At 64.6% G+C, this 20,709-nt stretch carries 33 protein-coding genes; all 33 read left to right on the forward strand.

All coding sequences use genetic code 11. The features are described 5' to 3' along the window. The 33 genes from tuf to HFP89_RS01195 all read left to right on the forward strand — a co-directional run bounded on the left by tuf (position 1) and on the right by HFP89_RS01195 (position 20,114). A complete protein-coding gene (gene tuf / locus HFP89_RS01035; protein WP_168715786.1) occupies positions 1–1,191 on the forward strand; it encodes an elongation factor Tu in 1,191 nt (396 codons plus the stop codon). 112 nt (positions 1,192–1,303) lie between these two features. After that, positions 1,304–1,615, forward strand: a complete 312-nt coding sequence (gene rpsJ / locus HFP89_RS01040; RefSeq protein ID WP_168715787.1) for a 30S ribosomal protein S10 — start codon at positions 1,304–1,306, stop codon at positions 1,613–1,615. A 15-nt stretch (positions 1,616–1,630) separates the two neighbouring features. After that, the gene (gene rplC / locus HFP89_RS01045; protein ID WP_168715788.1) at positions 1,631–2,269 is read left to right on the forward strand and encodes a 50S ribosomal protein L3; all 639 of its coding nucleotides are present in this window, start codon (positions 1,631–1,633) and stop codon (positions 2,267–2,269) included. Between the two features lie 17 nt (positions 2,270–2,286). Beyond that, positions 2,287–2,892 carry a 50S ribosomal protein L4 gene (gene rplD, locus HFP89_RS01050; protein WP_168715789.1) on the forward strand — a complete coding sequence of 202 codons (606 nt, stop codon included), beginning with the start codon at positions 2,287–2,289 and terminating at the stop codon, positions 2,890–2,892. Further along, positions 2,889–3,185, forward strand: coding sequence for a 50S ribosomal protein L23 (rplW, locus tag HFP89_RS01055; protein WP_168715790.1), 297 nt, complete (start codon positions 2,889–2,891; stop codon positions 3,183–3,185). Before rplD ends, rplW begins: the two co-directional genes overlap by 4 nt. A 21-nt stretch (positions 3,186–3,206) precedes the next feature. Continuing rightward, positions 3,207–4,034 carry a 50S ribosomal protein L2 gene (gene rplB / locus HFP89_RS01060; RefSeq protein ID WP_168715791.1) on the forward strand — a complete coding sequence of 276 codons (828 nt, stop codon included), beginning with the start codon at positions 3,207–3,209 and terminating at the stop codon, positions 4,032–4,034. Between the two features lie 12 nt (positions 4,035–4,046). Continuing rightward, positions 4,047–4,319 (forward strand): 30S ribosomal protein S19, encoded by a 273-nt coding sequence (gene rpsS / locus HFP89_RS01065; RefSeq protein ID WP_168715792.1) that lies wholly within the window; start codon positions 4,047–4,049, stop codon positions 4,317–4,319. 8 nt (positions 4,320–4,327) lie between these two features. Then, the gene (gene rplV / locus HFP89_RS01070) at positions 4,328–4,666 is read left to right on the forward strand and encodes a 50S ribosomal protein L22 (RefSeq protein ID WP_240955806.1); all 339 of its coding nucleotides are present in this window, start codon (positions 4,328–4,330) and stop codon (positions 4,664–4,666) included. Positions 4,667–4,675: 9 nt separating this feature from the next. After that, the gene (gene rpsC / locus HFP89_RS01075) at positions 4,676–5,362 is read left to right on the forward strand and encodes a 30S ribosomal protein S3 (RefSeq protein ID WP_168715793.1); all 687 of its coding nucleotides are present in this window, start codon (positions 4,676–4,678) and stop codon (positions 5,360–5,362) included. Between the two features lies 1 nt (position 5,363). Continuing rightward, positions 5,364–5,774, forward strand: coding sequence for a 50S ribosomal protein L16 (gene rplP / locus HFP89_RS01080; protein ID WP_168715794.1), 411 nt, complete (start codon positions 5,364–5,366; stop codon positions 5,772–5,774). Further along, positions 5,774–5,971, forward strand: a complete 198-nt coding sequence (gene rpmC / locus HFP89_RS01085; protein WP_168715795.1) for a 50S ribosomal protein L29 — start codon at positions 5,774–5,776, stop codon at positions 5,969–5,971. Before rplP ends, rpmC begins: the two co-directional genes overlap by 1 nt. Next, positions 5,968–6,237: a 30S ribosomal protein S17 gene (gene rpsQ, locus HFP89_RS01090; RefSeq protein WP_168715796.1), complete on the forward strand. Its 270-nt coding sequence runs from the start codon at positions 5,968–5,970 to the stop codon at positions 6,235–6,237. The genes rpmC and rpsQ overlap by 4 nt, the downstream gene beginning before the upstream one ends. Before the next feature lie 18 nt (positions 6,238–6,255). After that, the gene (rplN, locus tag HFP89_RS01095) at positions 6,256–6,624 is read left to right on the forward strand and encodes a 50S ribosomal protein L14 (protein WP_168715797.1); all 369 of its coding nucleotides are present in this window, start codon (positions 6,256–6,258) and stop codon (positions 6,622–6,624) included. A gap of 11 nt (positions 6,625–6,635) precedes the next feature. Next, positions 6,636–6,953, forward strand: a complete 318-nt coding sequence (gene rplX, locus HFP89_RS01100) for a 50S ribosomal protein L24 (protein WP_168715798.1) — start codon at positions 6,636–6,638, stop codon at positions 6,951–6,953. A 10-nt stretch (positions 6,954–6,963) separates the two neighbouring features. After that, complete coding sequence (gene rplE, locus HFP89_RS01105; RefSeq protein ID WP_168715799.1) at positions 6,964–7,506, forward strand: 50S ribosomal protein L5; 543 nt, start codon at positions 6,964–6,966, stop codon at positions 7,504–7,506. 16 nt (positions 7,507–7,522) lie between these two features. Then, positions 7,523–7,828 carry a 30S ribosomal protein S14 gene (rpsN, locus tag HFP89_RS01110; protein ID WP_168715800.1) on the forward strand — a complete coding sequence of 102 codons (306 nt, stop codon included), beginning with the start codon at positions 7,523–7,525 and terminating at the stop codon, positions 7,826–7,828. Between the two features lie 14 nt (positions 7,829–7,842). Further along, the gene (gene rpsH, locus HFP89_RS01115; RefSeq protein ID WP_168715801.1) at positions 7,843–8,238 is read left to right on the forward strand and encodes a 30S ribosomal protein S8; all 396 of its coding nucleotides are present in this window, start codon (positions 7,843–7,845) and stop codon (positions 8,236–8,238) included. Between the two features lie 14 nt (positions 8,239–8,252). Continuing rightward, positions 8,253–8,780: a 50S ribosomal protein L6 gene (gene rplF / locus HFP89_RS01120; protein WP_168715802.1), complete on the forward strand. Its 528-nt coding sequence runs from the start codon at positions 8,253–8,255 to the stop codon at positions 8,778–8,780. Positions 8,781–8,797: 17 nt separating this feature from the next. After that, positions 8,798–9,154 carry a 50S ribosomal protein L18 gene (rplR, locus tag HFP89_RS01125; protein WP_168715803.1) on the forward strand — a complete coding sequence of 119 codons (357 nt, stop codon included), beginning with the start codon at positions 8,798–8,800 and terminating at the stop codon, positions 9,152–9,154. A 24-nt stretch (positions 9,155–9,178) separates the two neighbouring features. Then, the gene (gene rpsE, locus HFP89_RS01130; protein ID WP_168715804.1) at positions 9,179–9,688 is read left to right on the forward strand and encodes a 30S ribosomal protein S5; all 510 of its coding nucleotides are present in this window, start codon (positions 9,179–9,181) and stop codon (positions 9,686–9,688) included. After that, positions 9,681–9,875, forward strand: coding sequence for a 50S ribosomal protein L30 (gene rpmD / locus HFP89_RS01135; protein WP_168715805.1), 195 nt, complete (start codon positions 9,681–9,683; stop codon positions 9,873–9,875). Before rpsE ends, rpmD begins: the two co-directional genes overlap by 8 nt. A 46-nt stretch (positions 9,876–9,921) precedes the next feature. After that, positions 9,922–10,353: a 50S ribosomal protein L15 gene (rplO, locus tag HFP89_RS01140; protein ID WP_168715806.1), complete on the forward strand. Its 432-nt coding sequence runs from the start codon at positions 9,922–9,924 to the stop codon at positions 10,351–10,353. Then, positions 10,353–11,711: a preprotein translocase subunit SecY gene (gene secY / locus HFP89_RS01145; protein ID WP_168715807.1), complete on the forward strand. Its 1,359-nt coding sequence runs from the start codon at positions 10,353–10,355 to the stop codon at positions 11,709–11,711. The genes rplO and secY overlap by 1 nt, the downstream gene beginning before the upstream one ends. 66 nt (positions 11,712–11,777) lie before the next feature. After that, positions 11,778–11,891 (forward strand): 50S ribosomal protein L36, encoded by a 114-nt coding sequence (rpmJ, locus tag HFP89_RS01150; RefSeq protein WP_168715808.1) that lies wholly within the window; start codon positions 11,778–11,780, stop codon positions 11,889–11,891. Positions 11,892–12,008: 117 nt separating this feature from the next. After that, positions 12,009–12,362, forward strand: coding sequence for a 30S ribosomal protein S13 (rpsM, locus tag HFP89_RS01155; RefSeq protein WP_168715809.1), 354 nt, complete (start codon positions 12,009–12,011; stop codon positions 12,360–12,362). Positions 12,363–12,375: 13 nt separating this feature from the next. Beyond that, positions 12,376–12,765, forward strand: a complete 390-nt coding sequence (gene rpsK / locus HFP89_RS01160) for a 30S ribosomal protein S11 (protein WP_168715810.1) — start codon at positions 12,376–12,378, stop codon at positions 12,763–12,765. A 31-nt stretch (positions 12,766–12,796) separates the two neighbouring features. Then, the gene (gene rpsD, locus HFP89_RS01165) at positions 12,797–13,423 is read left to right on the forward strand and encodes a 30S ribosomal protein S4 (RefSeq protein WP_168715811.1); all 627 of its coding nucleotides are present in this window, start codon (positions 12,797–12,799) and stop codon (positions 13,421–13,423) included. 106 nt (positions 13,424–13,529) lie between these two features. Continuing rightward, positions 13,530–14,501 carry a DNA-directed RNA polymerase subunit alpha gene (rpoA, locus tag HFP89_RS01170; RefSeq protein WP_168715812.1) on the forward strand — a complete coding sequence of 324 codons (972 nt, stop codon included), beginning with the start codon at positions 13,530–13,532 and terminating at the stop codon, positions 14,499–14,501. Between the two features lie 11 nt (positions 14,502–14,512). After that, entirely contained in the window at positions 14,513–14,899 is a 387-nt protein-coding gene (gene rplQ, locus HFP89_RS01175) for a 50S ribosomal protein L17 (protein WP_168715813.1), read from the forward strand. A 125-nt stretch (positions 14,900–15,024) separates the two neighbouring features. Continuing rightward, positions 15,025–16,758, forward strand: coding sequence for an AsmA family protein (locus HFP89_RS01180; protein ID WP_168715814.1), 1,734 nt, complete (start codon positions 15,025–15,027; stop codon positions 16,756–16,758). Positions 16,759–16,795: 37 nt separating this feature from the next. After that, a complete protein-coding gene (gene rarD, locus HFP89_RS01185) occupies positions 16,796–17,716 on the forward strand; it encodes an EamA family transporter RarD (RefSeq protein ID WP_206212169.1) in 921 nt (306 codons plus the stop codon). Continuing rightward, the gene (locus HFP89_RS01190) at positions 17,713–19,539 is read left to right on the forward strand and encodes an ABC transporter transmembrane domain-containing protein (RefSeq protein ID WP_168715816.1); all 1,827 of its coding nucleotides are present in this window, start codon (positions 17,713–17,715) and stop codon (positions 19,537–19,539) included. Before rarD ends, HFP89_RS01190 begins: the two co-directional genes overlap by 4 nt. Positions 19,540–19,577: 38 nt before the next feature. Next, positions 19,578–20,114 carry a YSC84-related protein gene (locus HFP89_RS01195; RefSeq protein ID WP_168715817.1) on the forward strand — a complete coding sequence of 179 codons (537 nt, stop codon included), beginning with the start codon at positions 19,578–19,580 and terminating at the stop codon, positions 20,112–20,114. The last annotated feature ends 595 nt before the right edge of the window (positions 20,115–20,709 follow it).

Here is a 20,709-nt window from a genome sequence, read left to right on the forward strand (position 1 = left end):
ATGTCCAAGGCTAAATTCGAACGTACGAAGCCGCACGTGAACGTCGGCACCATCGGTCACGTCGACCACGGCAAGACCACGCTGACGGCGGCGCTGACGAAGGTGTGCGCGGAAGCGCGTGGCGGCGAGTTCCGCGCCTACGATCAGATCGACAACGCGCCGGAAGAGCGTGCGCGCGGGATCACGATCGCGACGGCGCACGTCGAGTACGAGTCGGACGCGCGTCACTACGCCCACGTGGACTGCCCGGGGCACGCCGACTACGTCAAGAACATGATCACCGGTGCGGCGCAGATGGACGGCGCGATCCTGGTGGTGTCGGCGGCCGACGGCCCGATGCCGCAGACGCGCGAGCACATCCTGCTGGCGCGCCAGGTCGGCGTTCCGCAGATCCTGGTCTACCTGAACAAGGCGGACATGGTCGACGACGAAGAGCTGCTGGAGCTGGTGGAGATGGAAGTCCGCGAGCTGCTGTCGAGCTACGACTTCCCGGGCGACGACACCCCGATCATCACCGGTTCGGCGCTGAAGGCGCTGGAAGGCGACGATTCGGACATCGGCGTGCCGTCGATCATGAAGCTGGTCGAGGCGCTGGACACCTACATTCCGACGCCGGAGCGTGACACCGACAAGCCGTTCCTGATGCCGATCGAGGACGTGTTCTCGATTTCGGGTCGCGGTACGGTGGTGACGGGTCGCATCGAGCGCGGCATCGTGACGGTGGGCGACGAGCTGGAAATCGTCGGCATCAAGGACACCACGAAGACGACCTGCACGGGCGTGGAGATGTTCCGCAAGCTGCTGGATCGCGGTGAGGCGGGCGACAACGTCGGCGTGCTGCTGCGCGGCACCAAGCGTGACGACGTCGAGCGCGGCCAGGTGCTGGCCAAGCCGGGCACGATCACGCCGCACACGCACTTCGAAGCCGAGGTGTACGTGCTGAGCAAGGAAGAGGGCGGCCGTCACACGCCGTTCTTCAAGGGCTACCGTCCGCAGTTCTACTTCCGCACGACCGACGTGACGGGTGCCGTGGAGCTGCCGGAAGGTGTCGAGATGGTGATGCCGGGCGACAACGTGAAGATCCAGGTCGAGCTGATCGCACCGATCGCCATGGAAGAAGGTCTGCGTTTCGCCATCCGTGAGGGTGGTCGGACCGTGGGTGCCGGCGTGGTTGCCAAGATCCACAAGTAACCGCGCGGGCTGGGAGCGACCCGCTCGGCGGGTCGACTCCAGCGTGCTTTTCGCTGGCCGAGAGGGTCGGTGAAAAACAAGTGTTCTTTGACAGACTAAAGGCGTAACGGCAATGGCCGAACAGAGAATTCGTATTCGTTTGAAGGGTTTCGACCACCGCTTGATCGATCGTTCGACGCAGGAAATCGTCGACACGGCCAAGCGGACCGGAGCCCAGGTTCGCGGTCCGATCCCGCTTCCGACGCGGAAGGAGCGCTACACCGTGCTGACCTCTCCGCATGTCAACAAGGATGCGCGGGATCAGTACGAGATCCGCACCCACAAACGTCTGATGGACATCGTGGATCCGAACGACAAGACCGTGGATGCACTGATGAAACTCGATCTGGCCGCCGGCGTGGACGTCCAGATCAAGCTGTACTGACGAGGATAGGCAGTCATGGCAATTGGAATCGTAGGACGCAAGCGGGGCATGACCCGGATCTTCATCGAGGACGGTACGTCCGTTCCGGTGACCGTGGTCGAAGTGGCTCCGAATCGCGTGACCCAGGTTCGCGACATCGAGCGCGACGGGTACGCGGCCATCCAGGTCACCACCGGCAGCCGCCGTGCGTCTTTGGTCAACCAGCCCCTCGCAGGTCACTACCGCAAGGCCGGCGTCGAGCCGGGTGAGGGCCTCTGGGAATTCCGCATCGAAACCGAGGATGGCGATCTGCCGGAAGTCGGTTCCGAGATCACCGTGGAACGGTTCACCGACGGCCAGAAGGTCGACGTGACCGGTACCAGCAAGGGCAAGGGGTTCGCTGGCGTGATCAAGCGCCACAACTTCCGGACCCAGGACGCGACGCACGGCAACTCGCTGTCGCACCGCGCACCGGGTTCGATCGGCCAGTGCCAGACGCCGGGCCGTGTGTTCAAGGGCAAGAAGATGGCCGGGCACATGGGCGCCGAGCGGGTCACCACCCAGAATCTCGAAGTCGTGCGTGTCGACAAGGACCGCAACCTGCTGCTGATCCGCGGCGCCGTTCCGGGTGCGCCCGGCGGCCACGTCGTGGTCTGCCCGGCGGTGAAGGCTTAACAGGAAGGAACGCAATCATGGAACTTGCAATCACTGGCGGCAGCAGCAAGATCACGGTCGAAGACACCGTGTTCGACCGTCCGTTCTCCGAGGCGCTGGTCCACCAGGTGGTGACCGCGTACCTCGCAGGCGCACGTGCCGGCACCAAGGCCCAGAAGAACCGCTCGGCGGTTTCCGGCGGCGGTCGCAAGCCGTGGCGCCAGAAGGGCACCGGCAACGCGCGCGCCGGCACCATCCGCAGCCCGTTGTGGCGCAGCGGTGGCGTGACGTTCGCGGCGCAGCCGCGTGACCATTCGCAGAAGGTCAACCGCAAGATGTACCGCGGAGCGATCAAGGCGATCCTGTCGGAACTGGTCCGCCAGGAACGTCTGGTGGTCGTCGATTCGCTGGGCATCGCGGAGCCGAAGACCCGGGTGCTGGCAGAGAAGCTGCAGTCGCTGGGCCTCGACAAGAGCCTGATCGTCGATGCGGAACTGGACACCAACCTGTTCCTGGCCAGCCGGAACATTCCGGGCGTGTTCGTCGTGACCGTCGATCAGATCGATCCGGTCAGCCTGGTGGCGGCCGACAAGGTGGTCGTGACCACCGCAGCGATCACCAAGATCCAGGAGTGGCTGGCATGAACAAGGAACGCATGTACCAGATCGTGCGGATGCCGCATGTGTCCGAGAAGACGGCACGCCTGCAGGCCGACTCGAACCAGTACGTGTTCGAAGTGGCCCGCGACGCCGAAAAGGCCGAGATCCGCGAGGCGGTGGAAGGTCTGTTCGACGTGAAGGTCGACAACGTCCGCGTTGTCAACGTCAAGGGCAAGACCAAGAGCTTCCGGCTGCGTCCCGGTCGTCAGAAGACCTGGAAGAAGGCATATGTCCGCCTTCAGTCCGGTCAGACGATCGAGCAGCTGAGCGCAGATTAACGAATAGCCGGGAAAGCAAGCATGGCAATCGTCAAGGCAAAACCAACGTCTCCGGGCCGTCGCGGCCAGGTGCGCGTCCGCCACGATCATCTGTGGAAGGGCAAGCCGCATCAGGCACTGACCGAAGCGAAGAATTCGACCGGCGGACGAAACAACAACGGCCGGATCACCACCCGTCACCAGGGCGGTGGGCACAAGCAGCGCTATCGCGTCATCGATTTCAAGCGCGACAAGGACGGCATTCGTGGCACCGTCGAGCGGGTCGAATACGATCCGAATCGCAGTGCGCACATCGCGCTGATCAAGTATGCCGACGGCGAGCGTCGCTACATTCTCGCTCCGCGTGACCTGTTCGCCGGCGATGAGGTGATGAGCGGCACGGAAGCGCCGATCAAGTCCGGCAATGCGATGAAGCTGAATTCGATTCCGGTCGGGACGACGATCCACAACGTCGAGATGAAGCCGGGCAAGGGCGGCCAGTTGGCTCGGTCTGCCGGCGCATCGGTCCAGCTGGTGGCTCGCGAAGGTCGCTACGCCACGCTGATGCTGCGTTCCGGCGAAATGCGCAAGATCCACGTGCAGTGCCGCGCCACCATCGGCCAGGTCTCGAACAGCGAGCACAACCTCGAGAAGCTGGGCAAGGCCGGAGCCAAGCGCTGGCGCGGAGTTCGCCCGACGGTTCGCGGTGTGGTCATGAACCCGGTCGATCACCCCCATGGGGGTGGTGAAGGCAAGACCTCCGGCGGCCGTCATCCGGTCACCCCGTGGGGTGTGCAGACCAAGGGCAAGCGTACGCGGACCAACAAGCGCACGAGCAAGTTCATCGTCCGCACGCGCAAACGCAAGTAACAGGAAATCGCAATGCCACGTTCACTGAAGAAAGGGCCGTTCATCGACCACCACCTGCACGCGAAGGTGGAGGCTGCGTTGGAGACCAACAACAAGCGTCCGATCAAGACCTGGTCGCGCCGTTCGATGATCATGCCGGACATGGTCGGGCTGACGATTGCCGTCCATAACGGCCGGCAGCACGTGCCCGTGCTGATCAACGAGAACATGGTCGGCCACAAGCTGGGCGAATTCGCCCCGACGCGGACGTTCAAGGGCCACCAGGCCGACCGCAAGACGAAGTAAGGATGGAACTGTCCATGGAAGCGACTGCAAAACTGCGAGGCGCGCGGATCTCGGCGCAGAAGGCACGGCTGGTGGCGGATCAGGTTCGTGGCCTGCCGGTTGAAAAGGCCGACGAGCTGCTCAGCTTCAGCACCAAGAAGGGTGCGCACATCGTGCGCAAGGTCCTGCTGAGTGCGGTGGCCAACGCCGAGCACAACCAGGGTGCAGACATCGACGAACTGACCGTCAGCTGCATCATGGTCGACGAAGGCCCGACGCTCAAGCGCGGCCGGGCTCGTGCAAAAGGGCGCTACACGCGGATCCTGAAGCGCACGAGTCATATCACGATCACGGTCGCGGAGAAATAAGGAACTGTTATGGGTCACAAGGTACATCCAACCGGTATTCGCCTGGGCATCTCCAAGGACTGGGGTGCTCGCTGGTACGCCGAGCGTGAAGAGTTCGCCGCGAACCTGAACAGTGACCTTGCCGCGCGCAAGTTCATCGAAAAGGAGCTTGCGCAGGCCGCGGTCAGCCGTGTTCATATCGAGCGACCGGCCAAGCAGGCACAGGTGACGATTCACACCGCGCGTCCGGGCATCGTGATCGGCAAGAAGGGCGAGGATATCGAGCGCCTCCGCCGCAAGCTCACCGACATCCTCGGTGTGCCGACGGCCGTCAGCGTCAGCGAGATCCGCAAGCCGGAACTCGACGCCAAGCTGGTTGCAGACAGCATCGCGCAGCAGCTGGAACGCCGCATCATGTTCCGCCGCGCGATGAAGCGCGCGGTCGGCAACGCGATCCGGCTGGGTGCCCAGGGCATCAAGGTCCAGGTCGGCGGCCGCCTGAACGGTGCGGATATCGCGCGCAGCGAGTGGTACCGCGAAGGCCGCGTGCCGCTGCACACGCTGCGCGCGAACGTCGACTACGGCGTGGCCACCGCGCGGACCACCTATGGCGTCATCGGCGTCAAGGTCTGGGTCTACACCGGTGACGTGTTCGACCTGCACGCCGAAAAGAAGGAAGAGAAGGCGTCCGGTAAGGGCGCAGGTCGGGAGAACTGAGATGCTTCAGCCGAAACGAACCAAATTCCGCAAGGTCCAGAAGGGCCGGAACCGTGGACTGGCCCTGGTCGGCAACAAGGTCAGCTTCGGTGAATACGCGCTGCAGGCCACCACGCGTGGTTTCATCACGGCCCGCCAGATCGAAGCGGCCCGTCGTGCAATCACCCGTCACGTCAAGCGTGGCGGCAAGCTCTGGATCCGCGTCTTCCCGGACAAGCCGATCACGAACAAGCCGGTCGAAGTCCGTATGGGCAAGGGCAAGGGCAACGTCGAGTACTGGGTGGCCCCGATCCAGCCGGGCCGCGTGATTTACGAGATTCAGGGCGTCAGTGAAGACGTTGCCCGCGAGGCGTTTCGTCGCGCGGCTGCGAAGCTGAGCGTCAAGACCACGATGGTTGCGAGGTCGCTGTGATGAAGGCGAAGGAAATCAAGAGCAAGTCCGAGCAGGAACTCAAGGACCTGCTGGTGGATCTGCGCAAGGAGCAGTTCGAGCTGCGCATGCAGCTGGGAACCGGCCAGCTGACCGAGCCGCACAAGCTGCGCCAGGTGCGCCGCGATATCGCGCGCGTCAAGACGGTATTGAACCAGCCGCAGGGTGAACAGGCATGAGCGAGAACAACGAAAACAAGCGCGTCGAGCACGTCCAGACCGGGAAGGTCATCAGCAACAAGATGGACAAGACCGTGACCGTGCGCCTGGAGCGCATGCTGAAGCATCCGCTGTACGGCAAGTACATCCGTCGGTCCAGCAAGGTGCACGCGCACGACGAAAACAACGAGTGCAACGAAGGCGATACCGTGCGCATTGCGCCGGGCCGCCCGCTTTCCAAGACGAAGAGCTGGAAAGTGGTCGAAATCGTCGAGCGCGCACAGTAAGGCGGAGCGGAGCAGACAATGATCCAGATGCAGAGCAGACTGTCGGCGGCGGACAACAGCGGTGCCCGCGAACTGATGTGTATCAAGGTGCTGGGCGGTTCGAAGCGCCGCTACGCCAACATCGGCGACGTCATCAAGGTGACGGTCAAGGACGCCATCCCGCGCGGCAAGGTCAAGAAGGGCGAGGTGTACAACGCCGTCGTCGTTCGGACCCGCAAGGGCGTGCGTCGTCGCGACGGGTCGCTGATCCGCTTCGACGGCAACGCCGCGGTGATCCTGAACAACAAGCTCGAGCCGATCGGAACCCGTATCTTCGGGCCGGTGACCCGCGAACTTCGCGGTGAGCGGTTCATGAAGATCATTTCGCTGGCACCGGAAGTGCTGTAAGGAGTTCAGACATGCAACGCATTCGCAAGGGTGACGAAGTGATCGTGATTGCCGGCCGCAGCAAGGGCCAGCGCGGTCACGTTCTCAAGGTCCTGTCGGAAGACCGGTACCTGGTCGAGAACGTGAACATGGTCAAGCGTCACATGAAGCCGGACCCGCAGCGTCAGCAGCCGGGCGGGATCGTCGAGCGTGAAGCTCCGATCCATGCCTCCAACGTGATGCTGTACAACCCGGCGACGGACCGCGGTGATCGCGTCGGATTCAAGATGCTGGAGGACGGACGCAAGGTTCGCGTGTTCCGTTCCACCGGCGAAGTCGTCGATATTTGAGGCCAAGAAGATGAGCAGGTTGCAGGAATTCTATCGGGACACCGTGGCGGGTCAGCTGAAGGAAAAGTTCGGCTATGACAACGTCATGCAGGTGCCCCGCATCGAGAAGATCACGATCAACATGGGTCTGGGCGAGGCCGTGGCCGACAAGAAGGTCATCGAGAAGGCCGTTGGCGATATGACCAAGCTGGCCGGCCAGAAGCCGGTCGTGACCAAGGCGCGCAAGTCCGTTGCCAGCTTCAAGATTCGTGACGATTATCCGATCGGGGCGAAGGTGACGCTGCGCCGGGACCGCATGTACGAATTCCTGGACCGACTGATCAGCATCGCGCTGCCGCGCGTCCGGGATTTTCGCGGGATCAGCCCGAAGGGCTTCGACGGGCGGGGCAACTTCAACCTCGGCGTCAAGGAACAGATCATCTTCCCGGAAATCAACTACGACGAGGTCGACGCGATCCGCGGAATGGACATCGCGATCACGACCAGCGCGAAGAGCAACGAGGAAGGCAAGGCGCTTCTCGAAGCGTTCGGCTTCCCGTTCCGCGAACGATAAGGAGCACTAGAGAACTATGGCCAAGAAATCCATGATCGCGCGCGACGAGAAGCGGACCCAGCTGGCAGGCAAGTACGCTGCCAAGCGTGCCGAACTCAAGCGCCTCATTGCCGATCCGGACGTCGATTTCGAAGAGAAGCAGGCTGCAATCTTCGCGCTGAGCAAGCTGCCGCGCGATTCCAGCCCGGCGCGCGGTCGGAATCGCTGTCAGCAGACCGGGCGTCCGCGCGGCTACTACCGCAAGTTCGGCCTGGCGCGCAACAAGCTGCGCGAAGCCGCCATGAACGGCGACATCCCCGGCCTGCGCAAGGCCAGCTGGTAAGAGGATCGAAGACGATGAGTATGAATGACCCGATCGCCGACATGCTCTCGCGCATCCGAAATGCGCAGGCTGTGAACAAGAAGAGCGTGTCCATGCCGGTCTCCACGGTCAAGGTGGCTATCGCCGAGGTGCTGAAGGAAGAAGGCTACGTGCTGGACTTCCGGGTCACCGGCGAGGGCACGACCGCCGAGCTTGAAATCGAGCTCAAATACATGAACGGTCGCGGCGTGATCGACTCGTTGCGTCGCGTGAGCAAGCCGGGCCGCCGCCTCTATTTCGGCGCCAACGACCTGCCGCGCGTGCAGGACGGTCTGGGTGTGGCCATCGTGAGCACTTCGAAGGGCGTGATGACCGATGCGCGCGCTCGCCGTGAAGGCCACGGCGGCGAAGTGCTCTGCACCATCGCCTGACGGGAGAGATCGAGATGTCCAGAATTGCCAAGAACCCGATCGAGTTGCCGAAGGCGGTCCAGTTCAACCAGGACGGCCAGGTCATCAAGGTCAAGGGTCCGAACGGAGAGCTGCAGTTGGATCTGCATCCGAGCGTCGAGGTCGCGAACGACGAAGGTGTGCTCACCTTCGCGCCGGCCGAAGGCGGGACCATGGCCATGGCCGGCACCATGCGTGCGCTGGTCAACAACATGGTCATCGGCGTGACCGACGGGTTCGAGAAGAAGCTGAACCTGATCGGGGTCGGCTACCGCGCGCAGGCCCAGGGCAACAAGCTCAACCTGCAGCTCGGATTCAGTCACCCGGTCGAGTTCGATGTGCCGCAGGGCGTGACCGTCGAGACGCCGAGCCAGACCGAGATCGTCGTCAAGGGCGCCGACAAGCAGATGGTCGGCCAGGTCGCGGCCAAGATCCGCGGTTATCGTCCGCCGGAGCCCTACAAGGGCAAGGGTGTTCGCTACGCAAACGAGCGCGTGGTGATGAAGGAAGCCAAGAAGGCCTGATGCAAGGACGCATTGAGATGAGCCAGAAGAACGAATCCAGACTCCGCCGCGCTCGCAAGGCGCGTGCTCGAATCGCACGGGGCGAGAAGCACCGTCTTTCCGTTTTCCGGACGGGCCGGCACATGTATGCCCAGGTCCTGACCGCGAATGGTGATCGGACGATTGCCTCGGCGTCGACCGTGCAGGCGGACCTGCGCAAGGATCTGAAGTCCACCAGCGACCGTGAGGCGGCCGCCGCCGTGGGCAAGTCGATTGCCGCCAAGGCGCTTGCCGAAGGCATCGAGGAGGTCGCGTTCGACCGATCCGGTTTCAAGTACCACGGTCGAGTGAAGTCGCTGGCCGACGCTGCCCGCGAAGCGGGTCTGAAGTTTTAATCCATACGATTTTGGACAACTGATATGGCGAGAGAACACGAACGGTCCGACGACTTCATCGAGAAGCTGGTTGCGGTCAACCGCGTGGCCAAGGTGGTCAAGGGCGGCCGTCAGTTCGGCTTCACGGCGCTGACCGTGGTCGGCGACGGCAATGGAAAGGTCGGATTCGGCTACGGCAAGGCGCGCGAAGTGCCGCTGGCGATCCAGAAGGCCATGGAAAAGGCCCGCCGCGACATGAAGCGGATTCCTCTGAACCAGGGCACGCTCTGGCATCCGGTCAAGGCCCGCCACAGCGGTTCGCGGATCTATATGCAGCCTGCTTCGGAAGGGACCGGCGTCATTGCCGGTGGGCCGATGCGCGCAGTGTTCGAGGCCGTCGGCGTCCACAACGTTCTGGCCAAGAGCGTCGGTTCCAACAACCCGATCAACCTGGTCCGCGCAACCATCAAGGGCTTGGAGGCCATGGCGTCTCCGGAATCGGTGGCTGCCAAGCGCGGCAAGAGCGTCGAGGAGATCCTGGAAAACCATGGCTAAGAAGACACCCGGCCGCGTGCGCGTGACCCTGGTCCGCAGCCCGAACGGCACCATCGGCAAACACCGCGAAACCGTTCGTGGTCTCGGTCTGCGGCGGATGCACCACTCCGTCGAGCTCGAAGACACCCCGGCGGTTCGCGGAATGATCAACAAGGTCAACTACCTGGTGCGCGTCGAGGACGTCTGACGTCCGCCCGTCGCACCCGAAACAGATCGCATTGACGGATATCACCATGAAACTGAACTCCATTCAGCCGGCCGAAGGTTCGAAGCGCAGCCGCAAGCGCGTAGGGCGCGGGATCGGTTCCGGTCTCGGCAAGACCGGTGGCCGTGGCCACAAGGGTCAGAAGTCCCGTTCCGGCGGCTTCACCAAGTCCGGTTTCGAGGGCGGTCAGATGCCGCTGCAGCGTCGCCTGCCGAAGGTCGGCTTCAACTCGGCCGTGAACACCTTCACCCGTGAGCTTCGCCTCTACCAGATCAATGGTCTCGACGCCGAAGTGATCGATCTGGACGTGCTCAAGAATGCCGGCGTCGTGCCGCGCTCGACGCGGCGCGTCAAGGTCATCAATACCGGTGAGCTGACGCGGGCCGTGACCCTCAAGGGAATCGACGTCACTGCCGGTGCCGCCAAGGCCATCGAAGCGGCCGGAGGCAAGGTCGAATAATGGCTTCGGGTCCCTCGAACATGGCCGGAATGCTCGGCAGCATGGGTCGGTTGACGGAACTCCGCAACCGGCTGCTGTTCGTGCTGGGCGCGCTGGCGGTCTACCGCCTGGGCACCTTCATCCCGGTGCCGGGGATCAACCCGGAGGCCCTGCTGCAGCTGATGGACCAGCAACGCGGCACGATCGTCGACGTGTTCAACATGTTCTCGGGGGGCGCGCTGGGCCGCTTCTCGATCTTCGCGCTCGGGATCATGCCGTACATTTCCGCCGCGATCATCATGCAGTTGATGAGCCACGCCATTCCGCAGCTTCAGCAGCTGCGCAAGGAAGGTGAAGCCGGGCGACGCAAGATCACCCAGTACACGCGGTACTTTACCGTGGTACTGGCGCTGTTCCAGTCGTTCGGCGTGGCCGCTGCGCTGCAGTCGCAGAGCGCCGGGGCCGGGCTGTCGGTGGTGATGACGCCGGGGCCGAGCTTCATGTTCGCTGCAATCGTCACCTTGACTGCCGGTACCGTCTTCCTGATGTGGCTCGGCGAGCAGGTTACCGAGCGGGGAATCGGCAACGGCATTTCGATCATCATCTTCGCCGGTATCGTCGCCGGTCTGCCGGCTGCCATCGGCAACACGCTGGAATTGGTCCGGACCGGTCAGCTGGGGCCGCTGATCGTGCTGTTCCTGATCGTCCTGGCGTTCGCCGTCACCGCTTTCGTCGTCTTCGTCGAGCGGGGTCAGCGACGGATTACCGTCAACTACGCGCAGCGCCAGGGCCGCAAGGCCTACCAGAACCAATCGACTCACCTGCCGCTGAAGGTCAACATGTCGGGCGTGATCCCGGCGATCTTCGCATCGTCGCTGGTGCTGTTCCCGGCCACGATGAGTACCTGGTTCGGGCAGGCCGGCCAGTCGACCTGGCTTCAGCGCCTGGCCGATCAACTGTCGCCGGGTCAGCCGGTCTACGTGCTGCTGTTCGGTGGCCTGATCGCGTTCTTCTGTTTCTTCTACACCGCCATCGTGTTCAATTCGCGCGAGACGGCGGACAACCTGAAGAAATCGGGCGCGTTCATCCCGGGCATTCGTCCGGGCCGTCAGACGGCCGAGTACATCGACTACGTACTGACGCGGTTGACCGCGGTCGGTGCCGTCTACCTGGTAGGAGTGTGTCTGCTGCCGGAGTTCCTGATCATGCGCTACAACGTGCCGTTCTACTTCGGTGGAACGTCGCTGCTGATCATCGTCGTTGTGACGATGGATTTCATCGCCCAGCTCCAGGCGCATCTGATGTCGCATCAGTACGACAGCCTGCTGAAGAAGGCGAATCTGAAGGGTTACGGACGCTCCGGAGTCGTCCGCAGGTAAGGGCGGCTTCCGTTTTGCCGGCCGAGCCGGCGCGGACGTCCAGAATCGACGTAGAGGAATGGAACAATGAAAGTTCAGGCATCGGTCAAGAAAATCTGCCGCAACTGCAAGATCGTGCGGCGCCGGGGTGTGGTCTTCGTGATCTGCACCGACCCGAAGCACAAACAGCGTCAGGGCTGAGTGCAGGGCTTGGAAATCGTCTGAAAAACTGCTAACATTGTCGGTTTGCGTCGGGCAGGGTTGCCCGGACGCTCCGGCAGTCGGAACTGATTGTAGGAATCTACAAGGAACGCATTCATGGCTCGTATCGCTGGCGTCAATCTGCAGCCAAACAAGCACATCTGGGTCGCGCTGACCCAGATCTACGGCATCGGTCGGACCCGCTCCTTCCAGATCTGCGAGGCGACCGGTGTCGATCCGTCGACCAAGGTCCGCGATCTGACCGAGGGCGAGGAAGAGAAGATCCGCCTGACCGTCGGTGAGTTCACCGTCGAGGGTGATCTGCGCCGCGAAGTCGGCATGAACATCAAGCGACTGATGGACCTGGGCTGCTTCCGCGGCCTGCGCCATCGTCGCGGTCTGCCCGTTCGCGGGCAGCGTACCCGAACCAACGCGCGTACCCGGAAGGGCCCGCGTCGTCCGATTCGCTGAGGACTGAAGAAGCATGGCCAAGCAGACCGCCAAGGGCAAGAAGAAGGTCAAGAAGACCGTGACCGACGGCATCGCCCACGTGCATGCCTCGTTCAACAACACCATCATCACGATCACCGACCGTCAGGGCAACGCGCTTTCCTGGGCGACCTCGGGCGGTTCCGGTTTCCGCGGTTCGCGGAAGTCGACTCCGTTCGCTGCGCAGGTGGCTGCAGAGAACGCCGGCCGCGCCGCGCAGGAATACGGTCTGAAGAATCTCGAGGTCCGCGTCAACGGGCCGGGCCCGGGCCGCGAATCGTCGGTGCGTTCGCTGAACGCGCTTGGCTACAAGATCACGAACATCATCGACGTCACGCCGATTCCGCATAACGGCTGCCGACCGCCGAAGAAGCGCCGCGTCTAAGCCGAATCACTACCGAACGAGCGACACCGAAATGGCACGATACACTGGACCGACCTGCAAGCTGGCTCGACGCGAAGGCGTGGACCTGAGCCTGAAGAGCCCGGCACGCAGCCTCGACTCGAAATGCAAGCTCGAGCAGCCGCCGGGGCAGCATGGTGCTGGCCGCCGTCAGCGCATGTCCGACTACGCGCTGCAGCTCCGCGAAAAGCAGAAGGTGCGCCGCATGTACGGCGTGCTCGAGAAGCAGTTCCGCAATTACTACAAGAAGGCCGCGCAGCAGAAGGGCGCGACGGGCGAGAACCTGCTGCGCCTGCTGGAAGGCCGGCTGGACAACGTCGTCTACCGGATGGGCTTCGCCGTCACACGTGCCCAGGCGCGCCAGCTGGTCAGCCATCGCCTGATCGAAGTCAATGGCGCCGTGCTGAACATCCCTTCGGCCCAGGTCCAGCCGGGCGACAGGATCGCGGTTCGGGAGAAGGCGCGCAAGCACCTTCGGGTCCAGGAAGCCGCAACCGTCGCGCGCGAGCTGGACATGGTCGCGCCGTGGTGCGAGTCCGACCTGGACAAGTTCGAAGGAACGCTGAAGGCACTTCCGGACCGCGACGATCTGCCGCCGGACATCAACGAAAACCTGATCGTCGAGCTCTACTCCAAGTAAGCAGCGACGGCCGGGACGAACCTCGTACCCGGCATCCGGGTTCTTGAACGAGCAAGACGAATTGAGAGAGGCATTCATGTCGAGTGCGTATTCACTGATCGAAACGATGCTCAAGCCGAAAGGCCTGATCGTCGAAGAACTTTCGCCGCGTCGCTCCAAGGTCACGCTGGAACCGCTCGAGCGCGGATTCGGCCACACCCTGGGCAACGCGCTGCGTCGCGTGCTGCTGTCGTCCATCCCGGGCGCGGCCATCACCGAAGCCGATGTCGACGGCGTGCTGCACGAGTACACCTCGGTCGAGGGCTTGCAGGAAGACATCGTCGAGGTACTGTTGAACCTCAAGGGTGTTGCGGTTCGCATGCACAACCGCGACGAAGCCACCCTGACGCTGTCGGCCGACAAGGTGGGTCCGGTCACGGCCGGCGATATCCAGTTGACCGATGACGTCGAGGTGGTCAATCCGGATCATGTGATCTGCACCCTGACCAAGAAGCAGAACCTGCACATGCAGCTGAAGGTGACCAAGGGCGTCGGTTACCAGCCGGCTGCGACGCTGCGGTTCAACGAGGAAGAGTCGCGCACCATCGGGCGCCTGCAGCTCGACGCGTCGTACTGCCCGGTTCATCGCGTGGCCTACAGCGTGGAAAGCGCGCGTGTCGCACAGCGCACCGACCTCGACAAGCTGGTGCTGGATATCGAGACCAACGGTACGCTGTCGTGCGAAGACGCGGTAAAGCTGGCCGCCAGCATCCTGGTCGACCAGATGTCGGTATTCGTCGACTTCGTCGCTCGCGACAAGGACGAAGAAACGCGCGACGAGCAGACCTTCGATCCGGTGCTGCTGCGTCCGATCGACGACCTCGAGCTGACCGTGCGTTCCGCCAACTGCCTGAAGGCCGAGCACATCCAGTATGTCGGTGACCTGGTCCAGCGCAGCGAAACCGAGCTGCTGAAGACGCCCAACCTGGGCAAGAAGTCGCTGACCGAAATCAAGACGGTCCTCGCGGCGCATGATCTTTCGCTGGGCACCCGGCTGGAGAACTGGCCGCCGTCCAACCTTGCGCGCGAAACTGCTTAAGGAGAACCACGATGCGTCACCGTAAATCGGGCCGCAAGCTCAACCGTAACTCGTCGCATCGCCAGGCGATGTTCAAGAACATGGCCTCCAGCCTGTTCAAGCACGAACTGATCAAGACCACGCTGCCGAAGGCCAAGGAGCTTCGCCGGGTCGCCGAGCCGCTGATCACCATGGCCGGTGAGGACACCGTCGCCAAGCGCCGCCTGGCGTTTGCACGGCTGCGCGACAAGGAAGCGGTCGGCAAGCTGTTCGGCGAGCTGGGCCCGCGTTACCGCGAGCGTCCGGGCGGCTACGTCCGTATCCTGAAGTGCGGGTTCCGGGCCGGCGACAAGGCCCCGATGGCCTACGTCGAACTGGTCGATCGCCCGAACGCCCCGGGTGCGAATGCCGCCGATTAAGTTTTCCGGTTCATGACCGGAGGTTCAGGAAGGCCCGGCCACTGCGCCGGGCTTTTTCTTTGGGTCTCGACAGGGCCTCGGGATCACCGCGCTACAATATCGGCTCTGTCGGATCGGGGCCGGTGATGCGCAAGTTCCTCATCTTTCTGTCCGCACTGCTGATCGTGGTGCTCGGATTGTGGGCAACGGTGGTGATCGTGCTCGACGAAGCGCGGCTCAAGGCGATTGCCGTCGAGCAAGTTCGCGAACGGACCGGGCGCACGCTGATCCTCGACGGTCCGCTGCAGCTGGACCTGTTTCCCCGCATCCAGCTCGTCGCGCGCGATGTGCGGCTGTCCGGCCCGGCCGGTTACGACGGCCCCGACCTGTTCACCGCCGATGCGTTCCGGATGACGATTGCGGTGTGGCCCTTGCTGCGCGGTGATGTCGAGACCGGCGCGATCGAACTCGCCGGCGCGGACATTCGACTGCATACCGACGCCGGTGGGCGTTCGACGCTGGACGGTCTGGTCCAGGCCGCCCGCGCTCCAGCAGATTCGACCGCGGAAACCGACTCATCGGGCGCCGAGATCGAGGTCGAGGCGGTGCGACTCGATGACGTCCGTCTTGTGGTCAGCGAGAGCGGGTCGCCGGACGCGCAGGAGTTCCTGCTGCGTCGTTTCGAGATCGAGTCGTTCCGGTTCGACGCCGACGTTCCGTTCGTATTCCGGGGCCAGGTCGGCGATCCGCCGGTGCTGCGCGACCTGGAGCTGACCGGAACCCTTCGCGTGCCGCGTGCGGCCGGATCGATCCAGCTGAAGAATCTCGAGTTCGAAGCGTACAGCGGCGAACTGCAGCTGGCGCTCGAGGGTTCGCTGGAGGTCCGGACCGGTGATCCGGTGCTGGCTCGTCTGGTCGATGGGCAGGTGGTCATCGGCGAGGATTCGCTGCGGGTTACCGCCGAGTGGCGTGGCACGCCGCGACCGAGCGTTTCGGCCACCGTGCGCGGCGAGCAGCTCGATGTCGACGCATTGCTGGCCCTGGTGCCGGAGGCGGAGTCGCCCGAGGTCGACGACGACTCGGTGTCGCCGCTGCTGATCTTCCGCCGGCTCGATGCCGACGCCGATCTGCAGCTGGACGCGATGCGGATCGGCGGGTTGGCGTTGACGCAGGTCGAGGCCCGCCTGACTGCGAGCGATGGCGTGGTTCGACTGGATCCTCTGCAGGCGATCCTGGAGGGCGGCCGGGTCGATGCGAGCGCCGAGCTCGACGTCAACGCCGAGCCGCCGGTGCTGGATCTGCGGCCACGTTTCGAACTCGAAAGCCTGTCCGATGCGCTTGCGCCCTGGGGCCTGGGCGGTTTCCTGTCCGGCTCGGGTTCACTGGCCCTGCAGCTGACCGGTCGCGGCGTCACGCCCGATGCCGTGCTGGCCTCGCTCGATGGAACGGGTCGCTACGACCTTCGCGACGGGGCCATCGAGGGCCTGGACCTGGATGCCATGGTCGATGCGCTGGTCGCGCGTGACATCGCGGCCGCGGTTGGTCAGGGTCTCGGTGGTCGCACGCGATTCCGCGAGTTCGCGGGGCCACTTTCGATCGACGACGGCGTCGTCGACCTCAGCGGGCTGTCTCTGCTGACCGAGCGGCTCGGCGTCGGTGGAACGCTGGCGCTCGACCTCGATGGCCTGGCGCTCGACGGCCAGCTGCGGCTGGCCGGGGAGCGGCTGGAGCGGGTGCCCGTGCGGCTGAGCGGTACGCTGACCTCTCCCGAAATCACACCGGACCTCGGCGAGGCATTGCGTGACGAGGCTTCGCGGCGTGTCATCGACTGGCTCCGTTCCCGAAACGACGGCGAGGACCCCGATCCGGATGACGGCTGATCGCGAATCCGCGCCGTCGGCGTCGTCCGGATTGCCAGTGCCGTTACTGGCAGGGCTCGGCGCGTACGGGCTCTGGGGCCTGGTCCCGCTGTATTTCAAGCTGGTCCAGGCCGCCGGCGCCGACGAGATCATCGCCCACCGCGTCGTCTGGTCGGTGGCCATGCTGGCCCTGGTGCTCCTGCTTCGTCATCGCGGCCGGTTTCTGGCCCAGGTGCGGATCCCGGCCCGGGTTGCCCGCGCGCTGTTGCTGTCCGGATTGCTGGTGGCGATCAACTGGCTGATCTTCGTCTACGCGGTCAATACCGATCGAGTCCTGCAGACGAGCCTGGGCTATTTCATCAATCCGCTCGTCAGCGTGCTGCTGGGTACGCTGGTTCTGGGCGAGCGAATGCAGCGCGCACAGGGCATCGCGGTGGTGCTGGCGGCGGCCGGAACGATCTACCTGGCCGTCCGTATCGGACATCCACCGTGGCTGGCGCTGGGGCTGGCGGTCAGCTTCGGGCTGTACGGACTGGTGCGCAAAGTGACCGATGTCGGGCCGATGGTCGGGCTGTTCTGGGAGACGCTGATGATGATGCCGGTCGCGCTGCTCTGGCTACTGCTGCTCGACGGCCGCGGCGAGATGGTGTTCGGGTCTGCCGAGGGGTCGCTGGACCTGCTGCTCATCGGCGGCGGGCTGGTGACCGTGGTCCCGCTGCTGCTGTTTGCCACGGCCGCACGCGGCCTGCCGCTGATCACCGTTGGCCTGATGCAGTACATTGCGCCGTCGATGTCGTTCTGCCTGGCCGTCTTCCTGTTCCGCGAGCCGTTCACGGTCCACCACGCCGTGGCCTTCGGTTTGATCTGGGCGGCGCTGGCGCTGTACTCGGCCTCGGCCTGGCGCTACGCCCGGCTGCAGCGGCGGGTGGCGCGGGCGTCGGTCGAGCCGCCGCCGGCCCCGGCGGAGGTCCGGCCGTGAGCGCCGTCGATCCGACCCGCGACCGCAATCCGAGCCGCAACGTCCGCTCGCTGCGCGCGCTTCGGCCGTTCCTGCTCCGCTACCGGCTGCAGATCGGCCTGGCCGGACTGTTCCTGGTCCTGGCCGCGGCCGGCACGATGGCCATTCCTGCCGCGGTCGGGCAGGTCATCGACCGCGGATTCATGGCCGAAGACCCCGAGACCATCGATCGCTGGTTCTGGCTGCTGTTCGGCGCGGCGACCGTCATGGCCGTGGCCGGCGGGCTGCGTTTCTACTGGGTGTCCTGGCTCGGCCAGCGCATCGTGACCGACCTTCGCGAGTCGGTCTATCGCCGGATCATCCGGCTCGGCCCCGAATTCTTTGCCACGACCCGCACCGGCGAGGTGCTGTCGCGACTCAACACCGACACCACCCTGGTCGAATCCTTGATCGGCTCCAGCGCGTCGGTGGCCATCCGCAACCTGCTGATGTTGATCGGAAGCTCGGTGCTGCTGGTCGTTACCGCGCCCTCGCTGGCCGGCGTCATCGGCGGGATGATCGTGCTGGTCATGCTCCCGGTCGCCATCCTGGGGCGCTGGGTCCGGCGGCTTTCGCGACGCGGCCAGGATGCCGTGGCCGATTTCTCGGCCCACGGCGATGAAACGATCAACGCGGTCGCTACGGTTCAGGCCTTCGCCCAGGAGTCGCGCGAGGCCGATACGTTCCGCGACCAGGTCGAGCACGCCTTCGTCGCCCAGCGCGATCGGATTCGTGCCACCACGCTGCTGATCGTGCTCGTCATTCTGCTGACCTTCGGCTCGGTGACCTTCGTGCTCTGGCTCGGCGCGCGCGCCGTGCTCGACGGCACCCTGACCCCGGGCCAGCTGAGCCAGTTCGTGCTCTATGCGCTGCTGGCGGCCGGATCCACCGCGTCACTCAGCGAGGTCTGGGGCGGCGTTCAGCGAGCGGCCGGAGCGATGGAGCGGCTCGCCGAGCTTCTCCAGGCCGACGACACTCGACGACTGGCCGAGCGTCCGGTTGCCGTGCCCGACGGTCCGCTCGGCCTGCGTTTCGACCGGGTTCGCTTCGCCTATCCGTCGCGTTCCGACCACCCGGTTCTGCATGATCTTTCATTCGAGGTCCGACCCGGCGAAACCGTGGCCCTGGTGGGCCCGTCGGGGGCCGGCAAGAGCACGATCTTCCAGCTGATCCTCCGCTTCTACGATCCCGACGGCGGGCGGTTGCTGCTCCGCGGCGCGCAGGCCGAGGTCGATCTCAAGGACATCGACCCGGTCGACCTGCGCGACGCGGTCGGCCTGGTCAGCCAGGACATCGCGCTGTTCTCCGGGACGGCGGCCGACAACATCCGCTATGGCCGGCCGACCGCCGGACTCGATGCCGTGCGAACGGCTGCGCGCCTGGCCCATGCCGATCCGTTCATCGACGCCCTGCCGGACGGCTACGAGGCGTTCCTCGGCGAGCGCGGGGTCCGGCTGTCCGGCGGTCAGCGCCAGCGCATGGCGATTGCGCGGGCGTTGATCAAGACCCCGGCCATGCTGCTGCTCGACGAGGCGACCGCCAGCCTCGACGCCGAGAGCGAGCGGTTGGTCCAGCAGGCCATCGACGAAGCCAGCCGGGACCGAACCGTGCTGGTGATTGCCCACCGCCTGGCCACCGTCCGGCGCGCCGATCGCATCCTGGTCATCGACCAGGGCGAACTGCGCGCCGAAGGGACCCACGAAGAACTGCTCGAGCGCTCGCCGCTGTACGCCCGCCTGGCGCGCTTGCAATTTGCCGACGCCGGCGGGGAACCTGCCTCGGCCGAAACGATCGAAGTCGATTGACCGTCCAACCCATCGTCCAACTGCACCGGAGAGCGCCGATGACCGATTCCCGTATCCGCCTGTTCCTGTTGTCCGTCCCGGCTCTGCTGGTCCTGGCCGGCTGCGCGACGACCAAGTCCGATACCGTGCTCACGGCCGACGCCCGCGCGGCCATCGTGCGCTTCGTCGACCGCGATCCCGGACTGAAGGACTGGGTCGATCACGCCCACGGCTACGCCGTGTTCCCCAGCCTCGGCAAGGGTGGTCTCGGCGTCGGCGGCGCCTTCGGCAACGGCATCGTGTTCGAACGCGGTGACCCGATCGGCCGCAGCCGGATGATCCAGGGCACCGTCGGCTTCCAGATCGGCGCGCAGAACTTCTCCATGATCATCTTCTTCCAGGACGAGGCGGCGCTGACCACCTTCCAGCGGGGCAATTTCGAGTTCTCCGCCCAGGCCACGGCCATTGCCGCGGCCGCCGGGGTGGGGGCGACGACGAGTTACGAGAAGGGGGTGGCGGTGTTCATCCTCGGGCGCGGTGGCCTGATGGCCGAGGCGTCGGTGGGTGGGTTGAAATTCGACTATTCGCCGTTGTGAGCTGGGGCGGCCGGCGGCCGCTCCGTGTACTCGTTGAGGTTTCTGTAGCCCGGGTAAGCGAAGCGCACCCGGGGGTTGTTGCCTGCTTTTCTGGGGATCAAAAACAACTTCAAAGGCGTTTCGCCGCCCGCTGCGCGGGCTGATGCGAGTTCCTTTTGTTGCGACAAAAGTAACCAAAAGCGCTGTTCCCGCAAAGGCGCCCGAGCTGCGCTCGGGTTCCCTGCGATGCTCGGAGCGGGCCCCGCCAGCCGGGAGCACCGGAGGGCACCCGGCCGCCCGCCGGGCGGCGATGTTCGGTAAAGCCCTTCCTGATTACGCATGAATCTCAGCCATGGTTGCGTAGCGTCCTGGCATCGGAGCGTCGCGGCAGGCGATATCGGCGAGCCGGTGGATCATCCGATCGGATTCGAAGGACGGGCTTCCATCCCAAGCGAGATTCCAGCCCAACGCCGGACGCGCAGAAAGACCGCCTGTTGGCCGCATGCGGGCGAAGAGTGGCCGAGCCGGTTCGCGAGCAAGCTCCCTCCAACAGTCGATCTCGGCGGAGCGCAGGACCGAAGCCCTGTTGGAGGCCGCTTGCGGGCGAAGGGGGGCC

The organism is Wenzhouxiangella sp. XN79A, assembly GCF_012272825.1.
In the GTDB taxonomy this organism is placed as follows: Bacteria; Pseudomonadota; Gammaproteobacteria; order Xanthomonadales; family Wenzhouxiangellaceae.